Raw genomic sequence first — 15,828 nt, 5'->3', positions numbered from 1 at the left:
GGCACGTGTCGTTAGTCTGGTGACTCGTACGGACGAATTCGGCAGCGGCACAGGGCCACACGCGGGCCGCGGACGGGCCAAAGGGCAACGGCGAAGATCGGCGAAGAGGGACGCATGTACGGCTGGATCTGGCGGCATCTGCCGGGCAACGCGCTGGTACGGGCGCTGATCTCGCTCATCCTCGTCCTCGGCATCGTCTTCCTTCTCTTCCAGTACGTCTTCCCCTGGGCCGAGCCGCTGCTGCCGTTCAACGACGTCACCGTCGACGAGGGAGCCGCCCGGCGATGAGCGCGCGCATTCTGGTCGTGGACAACTACGACAGCTTCGTCTTCAACCTGGTCCAGTACCTGTGCCAGCTCGACGCCTCGTGCGAAGTGCTGCGCAACGACGAGGTGACGCCGCAGCACGCGGACGACAGCTTCGACGGCGTGCTGCTGTCCCCCGGGCCCGGGACCCCGGAGCAGGCGGGGGTGTGCGTCGACATGGTGCGGCACTGTGCGGAGCGGGGGCTGCCGGTGTTCGGGGTCTGCCTCGGGCTGCAGTCGATGGCGGTCGCCTACGGCGGTGTCGTCGGCCGGGCGCCGGAGTTGCTGCACGGCAAGACCTCGCCCGTGACGCACGGCGGCGCGGGCGTGTTCGCCGGACTGCCGTCGCCGTTCACGGCGACGCGGTACCACTCGCTCGCCGTCGAGCGGGAGTCGCTGCCCGACGAGCTTGCGGTCACGGCGGAGACGGACAGCGGCCTCGTGATGGGGCTGCGCCACCGCGATCTGCCGGTGGAGGGCGTGCAGTTCCACCCGGAGTCCGTGCTGACGGAGTGGGGACACCGGATGCTGGCGAACTGGCTGGCCGTGTGCGGCGACGCCGGGGCCGTCGAGCGGTCGGCGGGGCTTGCGCCGGTGACGGGCGGGGCGGCGGCGGGCTCGGCGGTGGGCTCGGCACCCGGCCTGGTGCCGGGAGGCGTGGCGCCGGCGGGCGGGCCGGCGCCCGCGGGCGGCGGGGCGGCCGGGACCGCGGGGTGACCGACACCCGGCCGGACGGCAACGCACCGGGGCGCGCGGAGGAGCGCGGGCCGGGGCGCGAAGCGCGTTACCGCGGCTTCCACGACTCGGGCGCCCCCGGCCGGCCGGCGGACGACTCCGCGGACCCGCTCACCGACCCGCTGACCGGCGGCCGGCCGCCGCTGCCGCGCCGGGACACCTCGGGAGCGGGCGGGCGTGCGGTGCCCGGTGCCGGTGGTCCGGGCACGGGTCCCGGCGGTGCCGGGGGCCGCCGGCGGGACGCCGGGGTGTCCGGTGCGGGCGCCGGACCGTCCGGTACGCGGCCGGGGTTCGGCTCCGGTACGGGGCCGGGGCCCGCCGGTTACGGCGCGGGGAGCGGCGGACAGGATCCGCTGGAGCAGGGCCACCTGCCGGAGTACGCCCACCGCAACCCGCTCCGCGGCGACCCCCTGCCACCGCCGCGCGGCGCCGACGCCGGGTCGCAGCCGGATCAGGGCGCACAGCCGCAGGGGCAGCAGGCGCACGGCCGCTTCCCGCAGCAGCAGTACCCCCCGCAGGACGGGACCCCGCAGCCGCAGCATCCGCAGGCCACGTACCCGCAGCCCCACGTGCCGCGGCAGGAGCCCGTCGCCGCCGACGGCCCGCGGCCGCGGCCGCTGGAGCCCCGGCCCGAGTCGCCGACCTCGGCGGTCTCCCGCTGGTTCCGCCCGCACACCCCGCCGGACGCCCGCGACCCGAACGCCCCCGCCGACTACGCGCGCCCGGCGGACCCCGCCCAGGGCACCCCGCGAAACGATCCGCCGCCCCCCTCCGGCGGCCACCACCCCGGCGCCTACGCGCCCACCCCGGACCCCGCCCCGCACGCCCCCGGCCCGGACGGCCGCGCCGCGCACGGCGCCCACGCGCACGCGGCGTACCCCGCGCGCGACGATGCGCCGGCCGACCCGGCGGCGGTCGTGCCGCAGGAGGGGAGCGCGGCGCAGTACCCGGTGACGTCGTACGACGCCGGCGCGCACCCGTCCCCGTACGAGGAGGCGCCGCAGACGGCCGCGTACGGGCAGACCTCCGGGTACGAGCCGCAGCCCCCGGCGGCGTACGACCCGCAACTCCTCGGCTACGACCAGGCCCCCGCCGACCCCCTCGGCGCCTCCTACCCGGCGACGACCGGCGATCCGCTGACCGATCCCCTCGACCCGGCACCCGCACCCCCCACCGGCCGCAGGGCCAGGACCGGCGACCCCCTCACGGATCCCCTTACCGATCCCCTCACCGGCCCGCTCGGCCCACCCGCCGCGCAGGCCGCCCCCGCCGACACCCCCGCAGCCGCCCCCAAGCCCGCCCCGCGCCGGCACGCCGGGCGGCCCGCCGTCGAGGAGCAGCAGCAGCCGTACCCCGCGCCCGCCTACGGCCGGCACGCCGGGAGCGGCGCCTCCGCGGGCGCCGCCCCCGCCGGCACCACCCCCTCGGCCCACCGCGACCCCTCCCCCTGGGGCGACCTCTCCGCAGCCGCCCACGCCGGCGCCCCCGCCCCCGCCGACCCGGCACAGGCGCACGCACCGGCACCCGCCCCCGCCCCCGCCGACACCCCGGCGTCCGGCCCGGCCACCGCCCGTACCCCCGACCAGGCCGCGCACCCCGACCAGCGCCTCACCTGGGGCACCGCCCCCGCCGGCCGCCGCCGCGGCACAGCCGCGGGCGACGGCCGCGGCGACCGCGAGGACCGCACCGTTCAGACGATGTCCCTGAACGTCGCACGGGCTCTCGGCACCCGTATGTCCGCCCGCAAGGCCGCCCGCGCCGCCAAGCAGCAGCGCACCGTGCTGATCAGCCGCATCACCGGCGAAGCGTTCATCACCCTGGGCGTGCTGATGCTCCTCTTCGTCGTGTACCAGCTCTGGTGGACCAACGTCCTCGCCGACCGCGAGTCCCGGCAGGAGGCGAAGCAACTGGAGGAGCAGTGGGAGCGCGGCGACGGCGCGGGCAAGGAGGACGCCCGCGACCCGGGGGCGTTCGAGGCCGGCGAGGGCTTCGCGATCATGCACATCCCGTCGCTGGACGTGAACCGCCCGGTGGCGCAGGGCATCGACAAGCAGAAGGTCCTGGACCGCGGCCTCCTCGGCCACTACGCGGAGGGCGACCTCAAGACGGCGATGCCGTGGGACGAGCAGGGGAACTTCGCGGTCGCCGGACACCGCAACACCCACGGCGAGCCCTTCCGGTACATCAACCGGCTGGAGAAGGGCGAGGAGATCATCGTCGAGACCAAGGACACCTACTACATCTACGAGGTGGCCAGCACGCTCCCGTCGACGTCGCCGTCGAACACCGACGTCATCGACCCGGTGCCCGAGGGGTCGGGATTCACCGAGCCGGGCCGCTACGTCACACTAACGACCTGTACGCCTGAGTACACGTCCAAATATCGCCTTATTGTCTGGGGCAAGATGATCGAGGAGCGTCCGCGCAGCGAGGGCAAGCCCGACGCGCTCATGGACTGAGCGGTACGGGCGGCCGGAGACCGGCGGACGGAACGGACGGGGAAGCGGTGGCAGCGACGGACGGTGAGCGGGAGAGCAGACCCGCAGCGGAGGCCGCGGAAGAGGCTGCGCCGAAAGCTCCGCAGGAGGCCGGAGTAGAGGCGTCGGGGGAGAAGGCGGCGGAGCCCGTACCGGCGGAAGGGGAGGGCGCCCGGGAAGAAGAGGCCCGGGACGAGGAAGCGGCTCCACCCCGCTCCCGCCCCCGCTCCCGTCGCGGCGTGCTCGCCGGGGCTGTCAGCGTCGTCGGCGAGGTGCTGATCACCGTCGGCGTCCTCATGGCCCTCTTCGTCGTCTACTCGCTGTACTGGACCAACGTCCAGGCCAACCGCGAAGCCGGCCGCATGACGGACGACCTCCGCGACTCCTGGGAGAACACCCCGGACGACGGCAAGCCGCGGCCCGTGGACATCGGCGATCTCAAGGGCGGCATCGGCTTCCTGCACGTGCCCGCGATGGAGGAGAACATCCTCGTCCGCAAGGGCACGGCGACCGACGACCTCAACAAGGGCGTCGCCGGCTACTACACCGAGCCGAAGAAGTCGGCCATGCCCTGGGACCGCCGTGGCAACTTCACGCTCGCCGCGCACCGCGACGGGCACGGCGCGAAGTTCCACGACATCCACCGCGTCGAGGAGGGCGATCCGATCGTCTTCGAGACGAAGGACCGCTGGTACGTCTACAAGACGTACGCCGTGCTCTCCGAGACGTCGAAGTACAACACCGCCGTGCTGGACAAGATCCCGGAGGAGTCCGGGAAGACGAAGCCGGGACGGTACATCACGCTCACCACGTGCACCCCGATGTACACCTCCCGCCACCGCTACGTCGTCTGGGGCGAGCTGGAGCGCGTGGACCGCGTCGACGAGGAGCGCACCCCGCCGGCCGAGCTGTCCTGAGCCCCCCGGCGGGTGCCCGGAGTGGCACGCGTAGACCGTCGCGGACGTGGAAGAACGCGTCCCGCTTATCTCACCTCCCCGAGGTCTGTCTGGGGGCGGTCCCGCTCCGTAGGATGCAGTTCGCAAGCGCGAATCTGGACTCGGGGACATCTGGGGAGGCCGCACGGCATGGGAGCTCCACGGCAGGACACCAGCGAACGCGCACGAGAACTACAGCGAAGCTGGTATGGCGAACCGCTGGGCGTGCTGTTCCGGCGGCTGATCGACGATCTCGGCCTCAACCAGGCGCGGCTGGCCGCCGTGCTCGGTATTTCGGCGCCGATGCTGTCGCAGCTCATGAGCGGGCAGCGGGCAAAGATCGGCAATCCGTCGGTGGTGCAGCGCGTACAGGCGTTGCAGGAGCTGGCCGCGGAGGTGTCGAGCGGCAGCGTGTCGGCGGCGGAGGCGGCGGAACGGATGGAGGGCGTTCGCAAGAGCGCGGGAGGGGCGGTGCTCGGGACGACGCAGACGCAGTCGTCCACCGGATCGACGACGGTGCGTCGCGTCGTACGGGAGATCCAGTCGCTGCTGCGCTCGGTGGCCGCCGCCGGCGACATCATCGACGCGGCGGACCGGCTCGCGCCGACGCAGCCGGAGCTGGCAGAGTTCCTCCGGGTGTACGGCGCCGGCCGCACCGCCGATGCCGTTGCACATTACGAAGCACATCAGTCATAACCGGATGAATTACTAAAGAAGCCGTACAAGGGGCGGGCACAGCAGCATGGGTGAGGTCTTCGCTGGGCGGTACGAGCTGATCGATCCGATCGGCCGGGGCGGGGTGGGCGCGGTCTGGCGCGCCTGGGATCACCGGCGACGGCGCTATGTGGCGGCCAAGGTGCTGCAGCAGAGCGACGCGCACACACTGCTGCGCTTCGTCCGCGAGCAGGCGGTACGCATCGACCACCCGCACGTGCTGGCACCCGCCAGCTGGGCGGCCGACGACGACAAGGTGCTGTTCACGATGGACCTGGTGGGCGGCGGCTCACTGGCCCATCTGATCGGCGACTACGGACCGCTCCCGCCGCGGTTCGTCTGCCTGCTGCTCGACCAACTGCTCGCCGGACTGGCCGCGGTGCACGGCGAGAACGTCGTGCACCGCGACATCAAACCGGCGAACGTGCTCCTGGAGGCGACCGGCACCGGCCGGCCGCACCTCCGGCTCTCCGACTTCGGCATCTCCATGCGCAAGGGCGAGCCGCGGCTGACGGACACCAACTTCGTCGTCGGAACGCCCGGTTACTTCGCGCCGGAGCAGATGCTGGGCGCGGAGCCCGACTTCCCCGCGGACCTGTTCGCGGTGGGTCTGGTCGCGCTGTACCTGCTGACCGGGGAGCGTCCGGACAGCCAGGCGCTGGTGGAGATGTATCTGAAGAACGGCGTACCGCCGGCCCCGAAGGAGGTGCCGGAGCCGCTGTGGCAGGTGCTCGCGAGCCTGCTGCAGCCGGATCCGGAGGCGCGGTTCCGCACCGCGACGGGTACGCGGAAGGCGCTGGCGGAGGCGGCGGAGCTGCTGCCGGAGCTGGATCCGGCGGAGGAGCCGGTGGAGGTCTTCGACCAGCTCGGGCCGCTGCCGGTGGGGTTCGGGCCGCGAGGTCCCGAGCAGTCCGGGGGACGGGCCGCGGAGCCCGCGCCGGGCCCGGGTCCCGGTACGGGGCTCGCTGCCGGACCTGGTCCGGGGCCTGCTGCCGCACCGGGTACGGGTCTTGGTCCCGGTTCTGGTCACGGTTCCGGTACGGGACGCGGTACCGGCACCGGGCCGGCCGGGGACGTCGCTGCCGCGGGCCCGGCGGGGCCCGTGGGCGCGCCCGGGTCCCCGTACGCCCCCGGCGGCACCGGATACGTACCCCCGCCGGCGGCTGCCGCGGCCGAGCCGGGCCCGGCGGGGCCCGGCACCGCGCACCCGCCCGCGGCGGGGCGGCCGGGTGCGGGCGACCCGGCCGAGGCGACCAGCTACGGCATCGCGCCGCCGGCCGCCTCGCAGCCGCCGACGCCCACCGCCCCGTACACGACGGCCCAGCCGCAGTCCCAGCCCAGGCCGGGACCGGTGGTGCCGCAACGGCGACCGGGACCGCCCGCGAAGGTGGCGATCCCGGTCGTGGTGCTCGCGGTGCTGCTGATGGCCGTCGGCGTCTGGGCGCTGGCCTCGGGCTGACGCTGCTGACCCTGCTGACGCCCCTCCTACTGGCGCCAGTTCTGCTGCGGCGGCAGCGGCGGGTACCCGTCCCCGTACGGCCGCTCGCCGTACGCCGGGCCCACCGGCCCGCTCCCGTACGCCCCGGGCGCCGTCTGCGTGTCCTCGCCCGCCACCTGCGGACCGGCCCCCGCGCCCGGCACCGCCCGGCGCCGCGCCAGCAGCGTCCACAGCCCCAGGCCCGCCAGCAGCAGCACGCCCGCGCCGATCCCGGCGATCGCCAGGATCTTCTTCCCGGCACCGTCGCCGTCGCCGTCCGCACCGGCCGGCGAGCCCTCCGCCGCCATGTCGCGGTCGTCGTCCGTCACCGCGAACCCGGCCGCCGCCGCGTCCCCGTCGTACGCCGGGCCCTCCTCGGGCTCGCCCTTGATCGTCGTCCGCAGCTCCACCGGCACCGGCCCGTCCGCGAACTCCCCGACCTCCTCGGACACGCTGACGGCTATGTAGTACCAGCCCGCGAAGCCGACGTTGCCGAGTTCGCCGCTGTAGACCGCGTAGCGGTTCTGGTAGGACACCGGCGGGGCCACGGCGGGGATCGCCGCCGGGTCGTCGCCGAAGTACGTCTCGTTCTCGTTGGCGATGAACCCGCGCGCGGGGTTGTAGAAGTCGACGCGCACCCCGTTGGAGGCGAACGCCGTCTCGTCGCCGACCCGCGTCGTACCGAATTCGGTCTGCAGGAAGAGCTGCTGGCCCCAGTCCAGCGGCACCCGGTAGAAGTGCGTGTCGCCCGGCCGGATCTCGTCCGTCCACACGCCGTGGTCGATGGCGACCGCGTCGTTGAACCCGGTGCCGCCCTTGCGCGGCTCGGCCTTGCCGGTCGGCGGGGGCGGGGGATTCGTGGGGATCGACTGCGGGTCGGGCGGGGTCGTCGACTCGGCCTCGGCCAGCGGCGGCTCCGCCATGAAGCGCAGCTCCAGCGGCCATGCGGCCGGGCTGGAGGTCGCGTCGCTGACGCGGGTGACGATGAGGTTGTAGACGCCGGCCTCCTGGCAGGTGCCGTCGGGCTCGGCCACGCGCCAGACGTAGTTCGCGATCGGCCGGGCCGCGCCGTCGGCGGCGAAGTCGACGTCGGAGCTGCTGCACCGGTCGCCGCCCTTGCTCTCCAGCTCCAGCTCGATGCCGTCGCCGTACGCGACCTTCGTACCCGGCTTCGGCGCCGCCACGGCGGATATCCAGGCGTGGGACTCCGCGTCGAGCGTGACGCTGTAGTACAGCTTGTCGCCGGGGGCGAGGGAGTCGGTGTACGTCCTGCCGGCCTCCACCTTCTCGCCGCCGGCGCTGCTCGCGGCACCCTCGATGGGCTCGGCGTCCTCCGCCGTCCGGTACTCGCCCGCGTCGACCGGCGAGTTCACCGGTGCCGCGCCCTGGCGGCCGGCCGCCGCCGCGGCCGGAGCCGCCGCCGGGAGCGCGGCCTGCGCGGCCAGCGCGGCCACCGCCAGCGCCGCGGCCGGCCCCGCCATCGTTCGCGTCCTCACCATCCACCCCTTACGCCGTTGCCTGCCGCCGCTTCCGCCGCCGCCGGCCGCTTCCGATTCCGTACGATCACGAACGCGACCCCCGCGCCGACGAGCAGCACGCCCCCCGCGATCCCGCCGGCAAGCGGCAGCACGGAGTCCGATGATTCCTCGTCCGCCCCGGCCCGCGCATCCCTCCCGCCGTCCGCACCGCCGTTCTCGCCCTCGGCGACGGCCGGCGCCCCGTGCCGCGGTCCCGACTTCTCCTCGCCCAGGACGTCGACGCGCAGCACGACGCCGATGGCCGTGTTCTGCGCGAACTGCGCCGCGTCGGGCCCCAGCGAGACCGACAGGTAGTACTCGCCGCCGCGGCGCACGGGCACGACCTCGGTGGCCGTCTCGTAGCGGTTCGTCCAACTGACCGGGACCGTACCGAGGTCGGCGGCGACGGGCTCACCGTAGTAGCTCCGGCTGCTGCTGAACGGGCCGTCGCCGACGACGGCGCGGCCGGGGGCGTAGAGATCGGTGGCGGCGAAGCTGGAGACCCCGGCGGCGCCGTCGAGCGTGGGCTCGTTGGCGAACTCGACGCGGTAGCGGAGCTGCTGTCCCCAGCCGACGCCGACCTTGTAGAAACGCGTCTGCGCGGGCAGCAGTTCGTCGCGCCAGACGCCGGGGCCGATCGCCTCGGCGTCGTTGAAGCCCGTACCGCCGGTGATGTCCTCCGGTTCCGCGGTGGGCAGTTCCGCGCCCTCGTCGCCGGCCGGGCCGTAGCCGGTCTCGGACTGCGCGGGCGTGACGCCGGGGCGTAGCGGCTCCTCCCGGCCGACGACCAGCTCCAGCGGCCAGCGGGCCCGGTCCGAACCGGCGTCGCTGGTGCGGTGCACGCTGAGCAGGTAGCGGTCGGCGGCGTCGCAGGGCTCGCCGCCGTCGGCGCTGGGGATGCGGCTGACCGCGTCGGTCAGCGGCTGGGCACCCTCGTCCTGCTCGAAACGGTCGTCCTGGGCGTCGCACCGGGTGTCGTGGTCGTCGGTGGCGTGCAGCTCCAGCTCGATGCCGTCGCCGTACGCGACGGGCACACCCGGCTGCGGCACGGCGGTGACGCCGAAGTCGGCGGCGGACGCGGCGTCCAGCTCGGCGGCGTACCACTTGGTCTCGCCCGCGCCGATGCTGTCGAGGTACTGGCCGGGCTCGACGGCCGCGGCCCCCTCGCGGCCGAGGCCGCCCTCGACCGGGTCGCCGCGGAAGCGGTAGCCGTCGGCGGAGAGGCGGGCGGCGCGCTGGAGCTGGCGGGCGAGCGCGTCGGCGTCGGGGGCGTCGTAGTACGCGCCGTGCCCCTTCTCCGCGATGCACTTCAGCTCGTCGCGGGCCTTGCCGCCGACCTGGAAGCCGACCGTGTCGATGCGCAGGGCGCCGAAGGCGCCGCCGGTCTCCCCGAGTTGCTCCGCGACCTCGCAGGGGTCGGGGGTGCCGCAGCTGTCCTCGCCGTCCGAGACGAGGAGGATGGAGCGGTGGCCGAGGGCCCCGGGCGGGCGCTCGGGGAGGTCCCGGGCGGCCTTCCGCAGCGCGTAGCCGATGGGGGTATCGCCCTTCGGCTTCACCTCTGCTACGGCGTCCTTGATGCGGCCCCGGTCCAGCTCCTCGACGGGCACGGCGAGACGGGTGTCGGTGCAGCCGCTGGCGCGGTCGGCGCCGTAGACGCGCATCCCGGTCGGGTAGCCGTCGGGCAGGGCGTCGACGACGGTGCCGACGGCCTCGCGGGCGGACTCGATACGGGTGGCGCCGGAGCCGTCGTCGTCGACCATGGAGCCGGAGGAGTCCAGCACCATCACCAGGCCGCCGCCGGTCGGCGCGGACTCAGCGGGTGCGGCGGGCACGCCGGGTGCCCCCGGCGCGGCGGGTGCGGCGAGCGCCGCGGGCAGCGGTCCCGCGGTCAGCGCGGCGGCGAGCGCCGCGGCCGCACCGGCGTACACGGGCCGTCTCCGGTGGCCGCGCAGTGGTCGTCCCATGACATGTCCCCCTCTTTCTCTGCCATGTGCTCATGCACCGTAAAACGTGTGCAGTAGCAAATAACAGGGGGCGTGCGTCACGGTCGTGCAACAGGGCTCCGGCCATGCCGAGGCCCCGGCCGCACCGCCGCGCGAGCGGCGGGGCCGGGGCCGGGGACCTGCCCGGAAACGGGCGGCCCTGCTCGGAACTCTCGCGTCTCAGACGCCCGAAGAGGAGGGCACCGAGTCGGTGGCCTCCGTCCACAGGTCTTGCTCGGCGCGATCCGCCTGGATCTGGCGGTACACGAGAAGCCCGCCCAGAGCGGCCAAAGCGATCAGGAACAGCTTCTTCACCGCGCTACCTCGTCCTTCCAGAGACATTCGACTACGAAGCCCGATGATACACAGCGCAAACGACACCGGAGCCGGGGCTCGGGACCGCGGCACGAGGACCGCACTAGGACCTAAGTCCCGCCCCGGTTCCCTCCGGCGCCCGATCCGTACGCACCCCTCCACCGCGCACGATGACGGTCATGACCACGCCCGACACGACCCACGCCGCGGATCCGGCGGCCCGTACGAAGACGGCCGATCCGCCCGCCGGCCCCCGGTCCCGCGCCCCCGCCGCCGCACCGGCGGGCGCCGCCTCCCCGTCCCGCCTCTGGCCGGTGCTGCTCGCCTCGTACATCGGCCAGTTCCTCGTCGTCCTCGACGTCTCCGTCGTCAACGTCGCCCTGCCCAGCATGCGCGACGACCTGGCGCTCAGCGGCAGCGCGCTGCAATGGGTCGTCAACGGCTACGCCCTCACCTTCGCCGGCTTCCTGCTGCTCGGCGGCCGGCTCTCCGACCTCTTCGGCCCCAAGCGCGTCTACCTCGCGGGGCTCGGCGTCTTCGCCGTGGCCAGCCTCGCCGGCGGGCTGGCGCAGAACGACGCCGTCCTCATCACCGCCCGCGCCGCCCAGGGCGTCGGGGCCGCGTTCCTCGCGCCCGTCACCCTCTCCCTGCTGACCCGGGCGCTGCCCGAGGGCGCCGCCCGTACCCGGGCCATCGCCGCCTGGACGGCGGTCGGCGCCGCCGGCGGCGCCACCGGCGGGCTCATCGGCGGCGTCCTCACCGACCTGGCGTCGTGGCGCTGGGTGCTGCTGATCAACGTGCCGATCGGCGTCGCCGTGGGCGCCGTCGTCCTCGTCCGGCTGCGCGAGCAGCACCGCGACGCCGACCGCCCCGCCCTGGACCTCCCCGGCGCCGTGCTCGTCACCGGCGGCGTCGGCGCCGTGGCGTACGGCATCACCGAGACCGAGTCCGCCGGCTGGACCGCCGGCTCCGCGCTGCTGCCCCTGCTGGCCGGGCTCGTGGCGCTGGCGGGCTTCGTGGCCGTGGAAGCGCGGTCCGCGCAGCCCCTGATGCCCCTGCGGCTGTTCCGCATCCGCGCGGTGGCCGTCGGCAACGTCGTCACGCTCGTCAGCATGGTCGGCGCCTTCGCGCTCTGGTACTTCCTCACCCTCTACATGCAGACCGTCCTCGGCTACAGCGCCATCCGCACCGGCCTGGCCTTCCTCCCGCACACCGCCGCGCTCATCGTCGCCTCGCAGTTCGCTCCCCGGCTCTCGGCCCGCTTCGGCAGCCGGACGATGACGGTGGTCGGCGGGCTCCTCACGGGCGGCGGGTTCCTGTGGCAGGCGGCGGCGATGGACGCGGACGGCACGTTCGTCTCCGCGATCCTCGGCCCGGCCCTCCCGATGGCCGCGGGCCAGGCCGTCCTGCTGGCGCTGCTCACCGACGTCTCCACCTCCGGCGTCGGCGAGCGGGACGCCGGCGGCGTCTCGGGCCTCGTCAACACCTCCCGCCAGATCGGCGCGGTGCTGGGCCTGGCGATCCTCGGCGCGGTCGCCTCCGCGGGCCACGGCTCCCCCGAGGACGGCTACGCCCGCGCCTTCCTGGCCGCAGGCGTCATCACCGCCGCCTCGATGCTCCTGGTCCCCTTCCTCCCCCGGCCGGGGAAGCAGACGCGGCCGGTCTCCGGGTCCGTACCCGCATGACAACGGCGAAGGGCGCCTCCTCGTGACGAGGAGGCGCCCTTCGCCGTTTCCGGTGCGGCTACCAGGACTTGAACCTGGGGCCTCATCCTTATCAGGGATGCGCTCTAACCGACTGAGCTATAGCCGCGCGCTGCACAGAGGTTACCCCAACGCCGAGCCGCGGCCCAAATCGATAGCGGGTGTACACGGCGGGCGCTACTCGTCCTCCGCCAGCGTGACCTCGATGCCGCCGACGAAGCCCGCGGAGAGGTTGTAGATGAACGCGCCCAGCGTCGCCAGCGCCGTGGCGAGGACCACGTCGATCAGCGCCACCACCGCGGTGAACCCGACCACCCGGGGCAGCGACAGGAACGACTCCAGGTCGAAGCCGGCCGAGTCGTCCGAGCCGGTGGCCTCGCTGATCGTGCCGCCGACCGTGCTGAAGACGCCCATCGCGTCCAGCACCATCCACAGCACCGTCACCGCCACGATCGTGCAGATGCCGAGCGCGATGGAGAGCAGGAAGCTGACCTTCATCACCGACCACGGGTCGGCCTTCGCGATCCGCAGCCGCGCCTTGCGGGTGCGCGGGACCGTCCTGGCGCCGGTACGCGACCTGCGGACACCCGCGGCCGTCTGCTGCGCCTGCTCGTACGCCTGACCGCCGCCGCCCGGCGTACGCCCTCCGGCGTGCCCGCCGCCGGCCACGCCGGCCGGCGGGGTGTACGCCTGCGGCGGCTGGTGCGGCGTCGGCGGGGCCGCGGGGGCGGCCGTCGGCGGGGGCATCGGGCCCTCGGGGGCGCCGTCGTACGGATACGCGTGCCCCTGCGGGTCCTCCGCGCCCCCGGCGCCCGCGGCACCGGAGGCGCCGCGTCTGCGCCCGCGCCGGCCGCCGTGCCCGCCGCCGGCGTCCTCCGGACCGAGCGGGGGGTTCGGCTGCGCGTACCCCTCCGCTCTCGCCGGACCGGCGCCGGCACCCGTGGCTCCACTCACGACCTACTCCTCGCCTTCACCGTCCGCGGCGGGGCCCTGGGCCCCGGCGTCCGTGTTCCCGGCCTCGTCGGCGGCGACGGCGGCGTCGGCGGCCTCCTCGACCTCCTCCGCCTCCCGGCCGGCTTCGGCGTTCCGCGCGATGCCGACCACGGCGTCCCGCTTCCCCAGGTTGATCAGCTGGACGCCCATGGTGTCACGGCCCGTTTCCCTGACCTCGTCGACCCGCGTACGGATCACGCCGCCGCCGAGCGTGATGGCGAGGATCTCGTCCGACTCCTCCACCACCAGCGCGCCCACCAGCGAACCCCGGTCCTCCACCAGCTTCGCCGCCTTGATGCCGAGCCCACCTCGCCCCTGAACGCGGTAGTCGTCCACGTTCGTACGCTTCGCGTAACCGCCGTCGGTGGCGGTGAAGACGAACGTACCGGGCCGCACGACATTCATCGAGAGGAGTTCGTCACCCTCGCGGAAGCTCATGCCCTTCACGCCGGAGGTCGCGCGGCCCATCGGGCGCAGCGCCTCGTCCGTTGCGGTGAACCTGATGGATTGGGCCTTCCTGCTGACGAGCAGCAGGTCGTCCTCGGGCGAGACCAGCTCGGCGCCGATCACCTCGTCCGGCGAGCCGTCGGGCATCTCCCGCAGGTTGATCGCGATCACGCCGCCCTGGCGGGGCGAGTCGTAGTCCTTGAGCACCGTCTTCTTCACCAGCCCGGCCTTGGTGGCGAGCACCAGGTACGGGGCGGCCGCGTAGTCCCGGATCGCCAGGATCTCCGCGATGTGCTCGTCCGGCTGGAACGCCAGCAGGTTCGCGACGTGCTGGCCCTTGGCGTCGCGGCCGGCGTCCGGCAGTTCGTACGCCTTGGCGCGGTACACCCGGCCCTTGTTCGTGAAGAACAGCAGCCAGTGGTGGGTGGTGGAGACGAAGAAGTGGTCGACGATGTCGTCCTCGCGCAGCCGCGTCCCGCGTACGCCCTTGCCGCCGCGCTTCTGCGCCCGGTAGTCGGTGCTCTTCGTCCGCTTCACATAGCCGCCGCGGGTGATCGTGACGACGATGTCCTCCTCGGCGATCAGGTCCTCGATGGACACGTCGCCGTCGAAGGGCACGAGCTGCGTGCGCCGGTCGTTGCCGAACTTCGCGACGATCGCCGCCAGCTCCTCGCTGATGATCAGCCGCTGCCGCTCGGGGGAGGCGAGGATCGCGTTGTACTCGTCGATCTTCGCCTGCAGCTCGTCGTGCTCCGCGGTGATCTTCTGCCGCTCCAGGGCGGCCAGCCGGCGGAGCTGCATCTCCAGGATCGCGTTCGCCTGGATCTCGTCGATCTCCAGCAGCTCCATCAGGCCCCGGCGCGCCACGTCCACCGTCTGCGAGGCCCGGATCAGCGCGATGACCTCGTCGATGGCGTCCAGCGCCTTCAGCAGGCCGCGCAGGATGTGCGCCCGCTCCTCGGCCTTGCGCAGCCGGAAGGTGGTGCGGCGGACGATGACGTCGATCTGGTGGTCGACCCAGTGGCGGATGAAGGCGTCCAGCGACAGCGTGCGGGGCACGCCGTCGACGAGCGCCAGCATGTTGGCGCCGAAGTTCGTCTGCAGGTCGGTGTGCTTGTAGAGGTTGTTCAGCACGACCTTTGCGACGGCGTCCCGGCGCAGCACGATGACCAGCCGCTGGCCCGTACGCGACGAGGTCTCGTCCCGGACGTCGGCGATGCCCGTCAGCCGGCCGTCCTTCACGCCGTCGGCGATCTTCTGCGCGAGGTTGTCGGGGTTGACCTGGTACGGCAGCTCGGTGACCACCAGGCACTGCCGGTCCTGGATCTCCTCGACCTCGACCACCGCGCGCATCGGGATCGAGCCGCGGCCGGTGCGGTACGCCTCCTCGATGCCCTTGCGGCCCACGACCAGCGCGCCGCTGGGGAAGTCGGGGCCCTTGATGCGCTCCAGGAGGGCTTCGAGCAGCTCGTCGTTGGACGCCCGGGGGTGCTCCAGGTACCACTGCACCCCCTCGGCGACCTCCCGCAGGTTGTGCGGCGGGATGTTGGTCGCCATGCCGACCGCGATCCCCGCCGAGCCGTTGATCAGCAGGTTCGGGAAGCGGGCGGGCAGGACGGCGGGCTCCTGGGAGCGGCCGTCGTAGTTGTCCCCGAAGTCGACGGTCTCCTCGTCGATGTCGCGGAGCATCTCCATGGCGAGCTGCGCCATGCGGCACTCGGTGTAGCGCATGGCGGCGGCCGGGTCGTTGCCCGGGGAGCCGAAGTTGCCGTTGCCGTCGACGAGCGGCATCCGCATCGACCACGGCTGGGCCAGCCGCACCAGGGCGTCGTAGATCGCCGAGTCGCCGTGCGGGTGGTAGTTGCCCATGACGTCGCCGACGACGCGCGCGCACTTGAAGTACCCGCGCTCCGGTCGGTAGCCGCCCTCGTACATCGAGTACAGCACGCGGCGGTGGACGGGCTTCAGGCCGTCGCGGATGTCCGGCAGCGCACGCGAGACGATGACGCTCATCGCGTAGTCGAGATAACTGCGCTGCATCTCCGTTTCGAGCGAGACGGCGTCCACGCGCAGCACGATGCCGCCGTCTTCGCCCTCGCCGTCCGGCTGCGGGTCGGGGTTCTGGGGAGTGAGCTCGTCGGCCATTGCGGGTCTTTTCTACCTTTTCGAAGAGGTCTCGAAGGCGGTCGGTCGCACCCGGGCGGGGGGCCCGGGTGGCGGACCGCCCG

At 73.8% G+C, this 15,828-nt stretch carries 11 protein-coding genes, 1 tRNA gene and 1 pseudogene; 7 read left to right on the top strand and 6 right to left on the bottom strand.

Annotated elements, in window-relative coordinates; translation table 11 throughout:
- Window positions 1-114 precede the first annotated feature (114 nt).
- The 6 genes and pseudogenes from ABGA99_RS21230 to ABGA99_RS21205 all read left to right on the top strand — a co-directional run bounded on the left by ABGA99_RS21230 (window position 115) and on the right by ABGA99_RS21205 (window position 6,625).
- A complete protein-coding gene (locus tag ABGA99_RS21230; protein ID WP_027774183.1) occupies window positions 115-288 on the top strand; it encodes a hypothetical protein in 174 nt (57 codons plus the stop codon).
- Window positions 285-1,022, top strand: a complete 738-nt coding sequence (locus ABGA99_RS21225) for an aminodeoxychorismate/anthranilate synthase component II (protein ID WP_347581392.1) — start codon at window positions 285-287, stop codon at window positions 1,020-1,022. The genes ABGA99_RS21230 and ABGA99_RS21225 overlap by 4 nt, the downstream gene beginning before the upstream one ends.
- A gap of 1,745 nt (window positions 1,023-2,767) precedes the next feature.
- Window positions 2,768-3,499, top strand: a pseudogene (locus ABGA99_RS21220) (class E sortase); the annotation flags it as partial.
- A 47-nt stretch (window positions 3,500-3,546) separates the two neighbouring features.
- Window positions 3,547-4,434 carry a class E sortase gene (locus tag ABGA99_RS21215; protein ID WP_347583210.1) on the top strand — a complete coding sequence of 296 codons (888 nt, stop codon included), beginning with the start codon at window positions 3,547-3,549 and terminating at the stop codon, window positions 4,432-4,434.
- Window positions 4,435-4,602: 168 nt separating this feature from the next.
- Window positions 4,603-5,148: a DNA-binding protein gene (locus tag ABGA99_RS21210; protein WP_347579744.1), complete on the top strand. Its 546-nt coding sequence runs from the start codon at window positions 4,603-4,605 to the stop codon at window positions 5,146-5,148.
- Window positions 5,149-5,194: 46 nt separating this feature from the next.
- Window positions 5,195-6,625, top strand: a complete 1,431-nt coding sequence (locus tag ABGA99_RS21205) for a protein kinase (protein ID WP_347583209.1) — start codon at window positions 5,195-5,197, stop codon at window positions 6,623-6,625.
- A 26-nt stretch (window positions 6,626-6,651) separates the two neighbouring features.
- Here the strand turns inward: ABGA99_RS21205 and ABGA99_RS21200 are convergent, their stop codons facing one another.
- From ABGA99_RS21200 to ABGA99_RS21190, 3 genes are all read right to left on the bottom strand, one after another.
- Entirely contained in the window at window positions 6,652-8,124 is a 1,473-nt protein-coding gene (locus ABGA99_RS21200; protein ID WP_347579742.1) for a hypothetical protein, read from the bottom strand.
- Window positions 8,125-8,135: 11 nt separating this feature from the next.
- Window positions 8,136-10,124 (bottom strand): VWA domain-containing protein, encoded by a 1,989-nt coding sequence (locus tag ABGA99_RS21195; protein ID WP_347583208.1) that lies wholly within the window; start codon window positions 10,122-10,124, stop codon window positions 8,136-8,138.
- A gap of 198 nt (window positions 10,125-10,322) precedes the next feature.
- Window positions 10,323-10,457: a DLW-39 family protein gene (locus ABGA99_RS21190; RefSeq protein ID WP_018838829.1), complete on the bottom strand. Its 135-nt coding sequence runs from the start codon at window positions 10,455-10,457 to the stop codon at window positions 10,323-10,325.
- Between the two features lie 179 nt (window positions 10,458-10,636).
- Here ABGA99_RS21190 and ABGA99_RS21185 point away from each other — a divergent pair, with 179 nt between their 5' ends.
- Window positions 10,637-12,142, top strand: a complete 1,506-nt coding sequence (locus ABGA99_RS21185; RefSeq protein WP_347583207.1) for an MFS transporter — start codon at window positions 10,637-10,639, stop codon at window positions 12,140-12,142.
- Between the two features lie 53 nt (window positions 12,143-12,195).
- On the opposite strand, the gene ABGA99_RS21180 is transcribed toward ABGA99_RS21185, so the two are convergent.
- From ABGA99_RS21180 to gyrA, 3 genes are all read right to left on the bottom strand, one after another.
- Window positions 12,196-12,269, bottom strand: a tRNA-Ile gene (locus ABGA99_RS21180).
- A 68-nt stretch (window positions 12,270-12,337) separates the two neighbouring features.
- A complete protein-coding gene (locus tag ABGA99_RS21175; RefSeq protein ID WP_347579739.1) occupies window positions 12,338-13,114 on the bottom strand; it encodes a DUF3566 domain-containing protein in 777 nt (258 codons plus the stop codon).
- Between the two features lie 3 nt (window positions 13,115-13,117).
- Window positions 13,118-15,745, bottom strand: coding sequence for a DNA gyrase subunit A (gene gyrA, locus ABGA99_RS21170; protein ID WP_347583206.1), 2,628 nt, complete (start codon window positions 15,743-15,745; stop codon window positions 13,118-13,120).
- Window positions 15,746-15,828 lie beyond the last annotated feature (83 nt).

The sequence above is a fragment of the Streptomyces sp. B5E4 genome, from assembly GCF_039871555.1.
GTDB lineage: Bacteria > Actinomycetota > Actinomycetes > Streptomycetales > Streptomycetaceae > Streptomyces.
The sequence above is the reverse complement of the archived record's forward strand: the minus strand, read 5'-3'. Positions and strand labels throughout refer to the sequence as shown.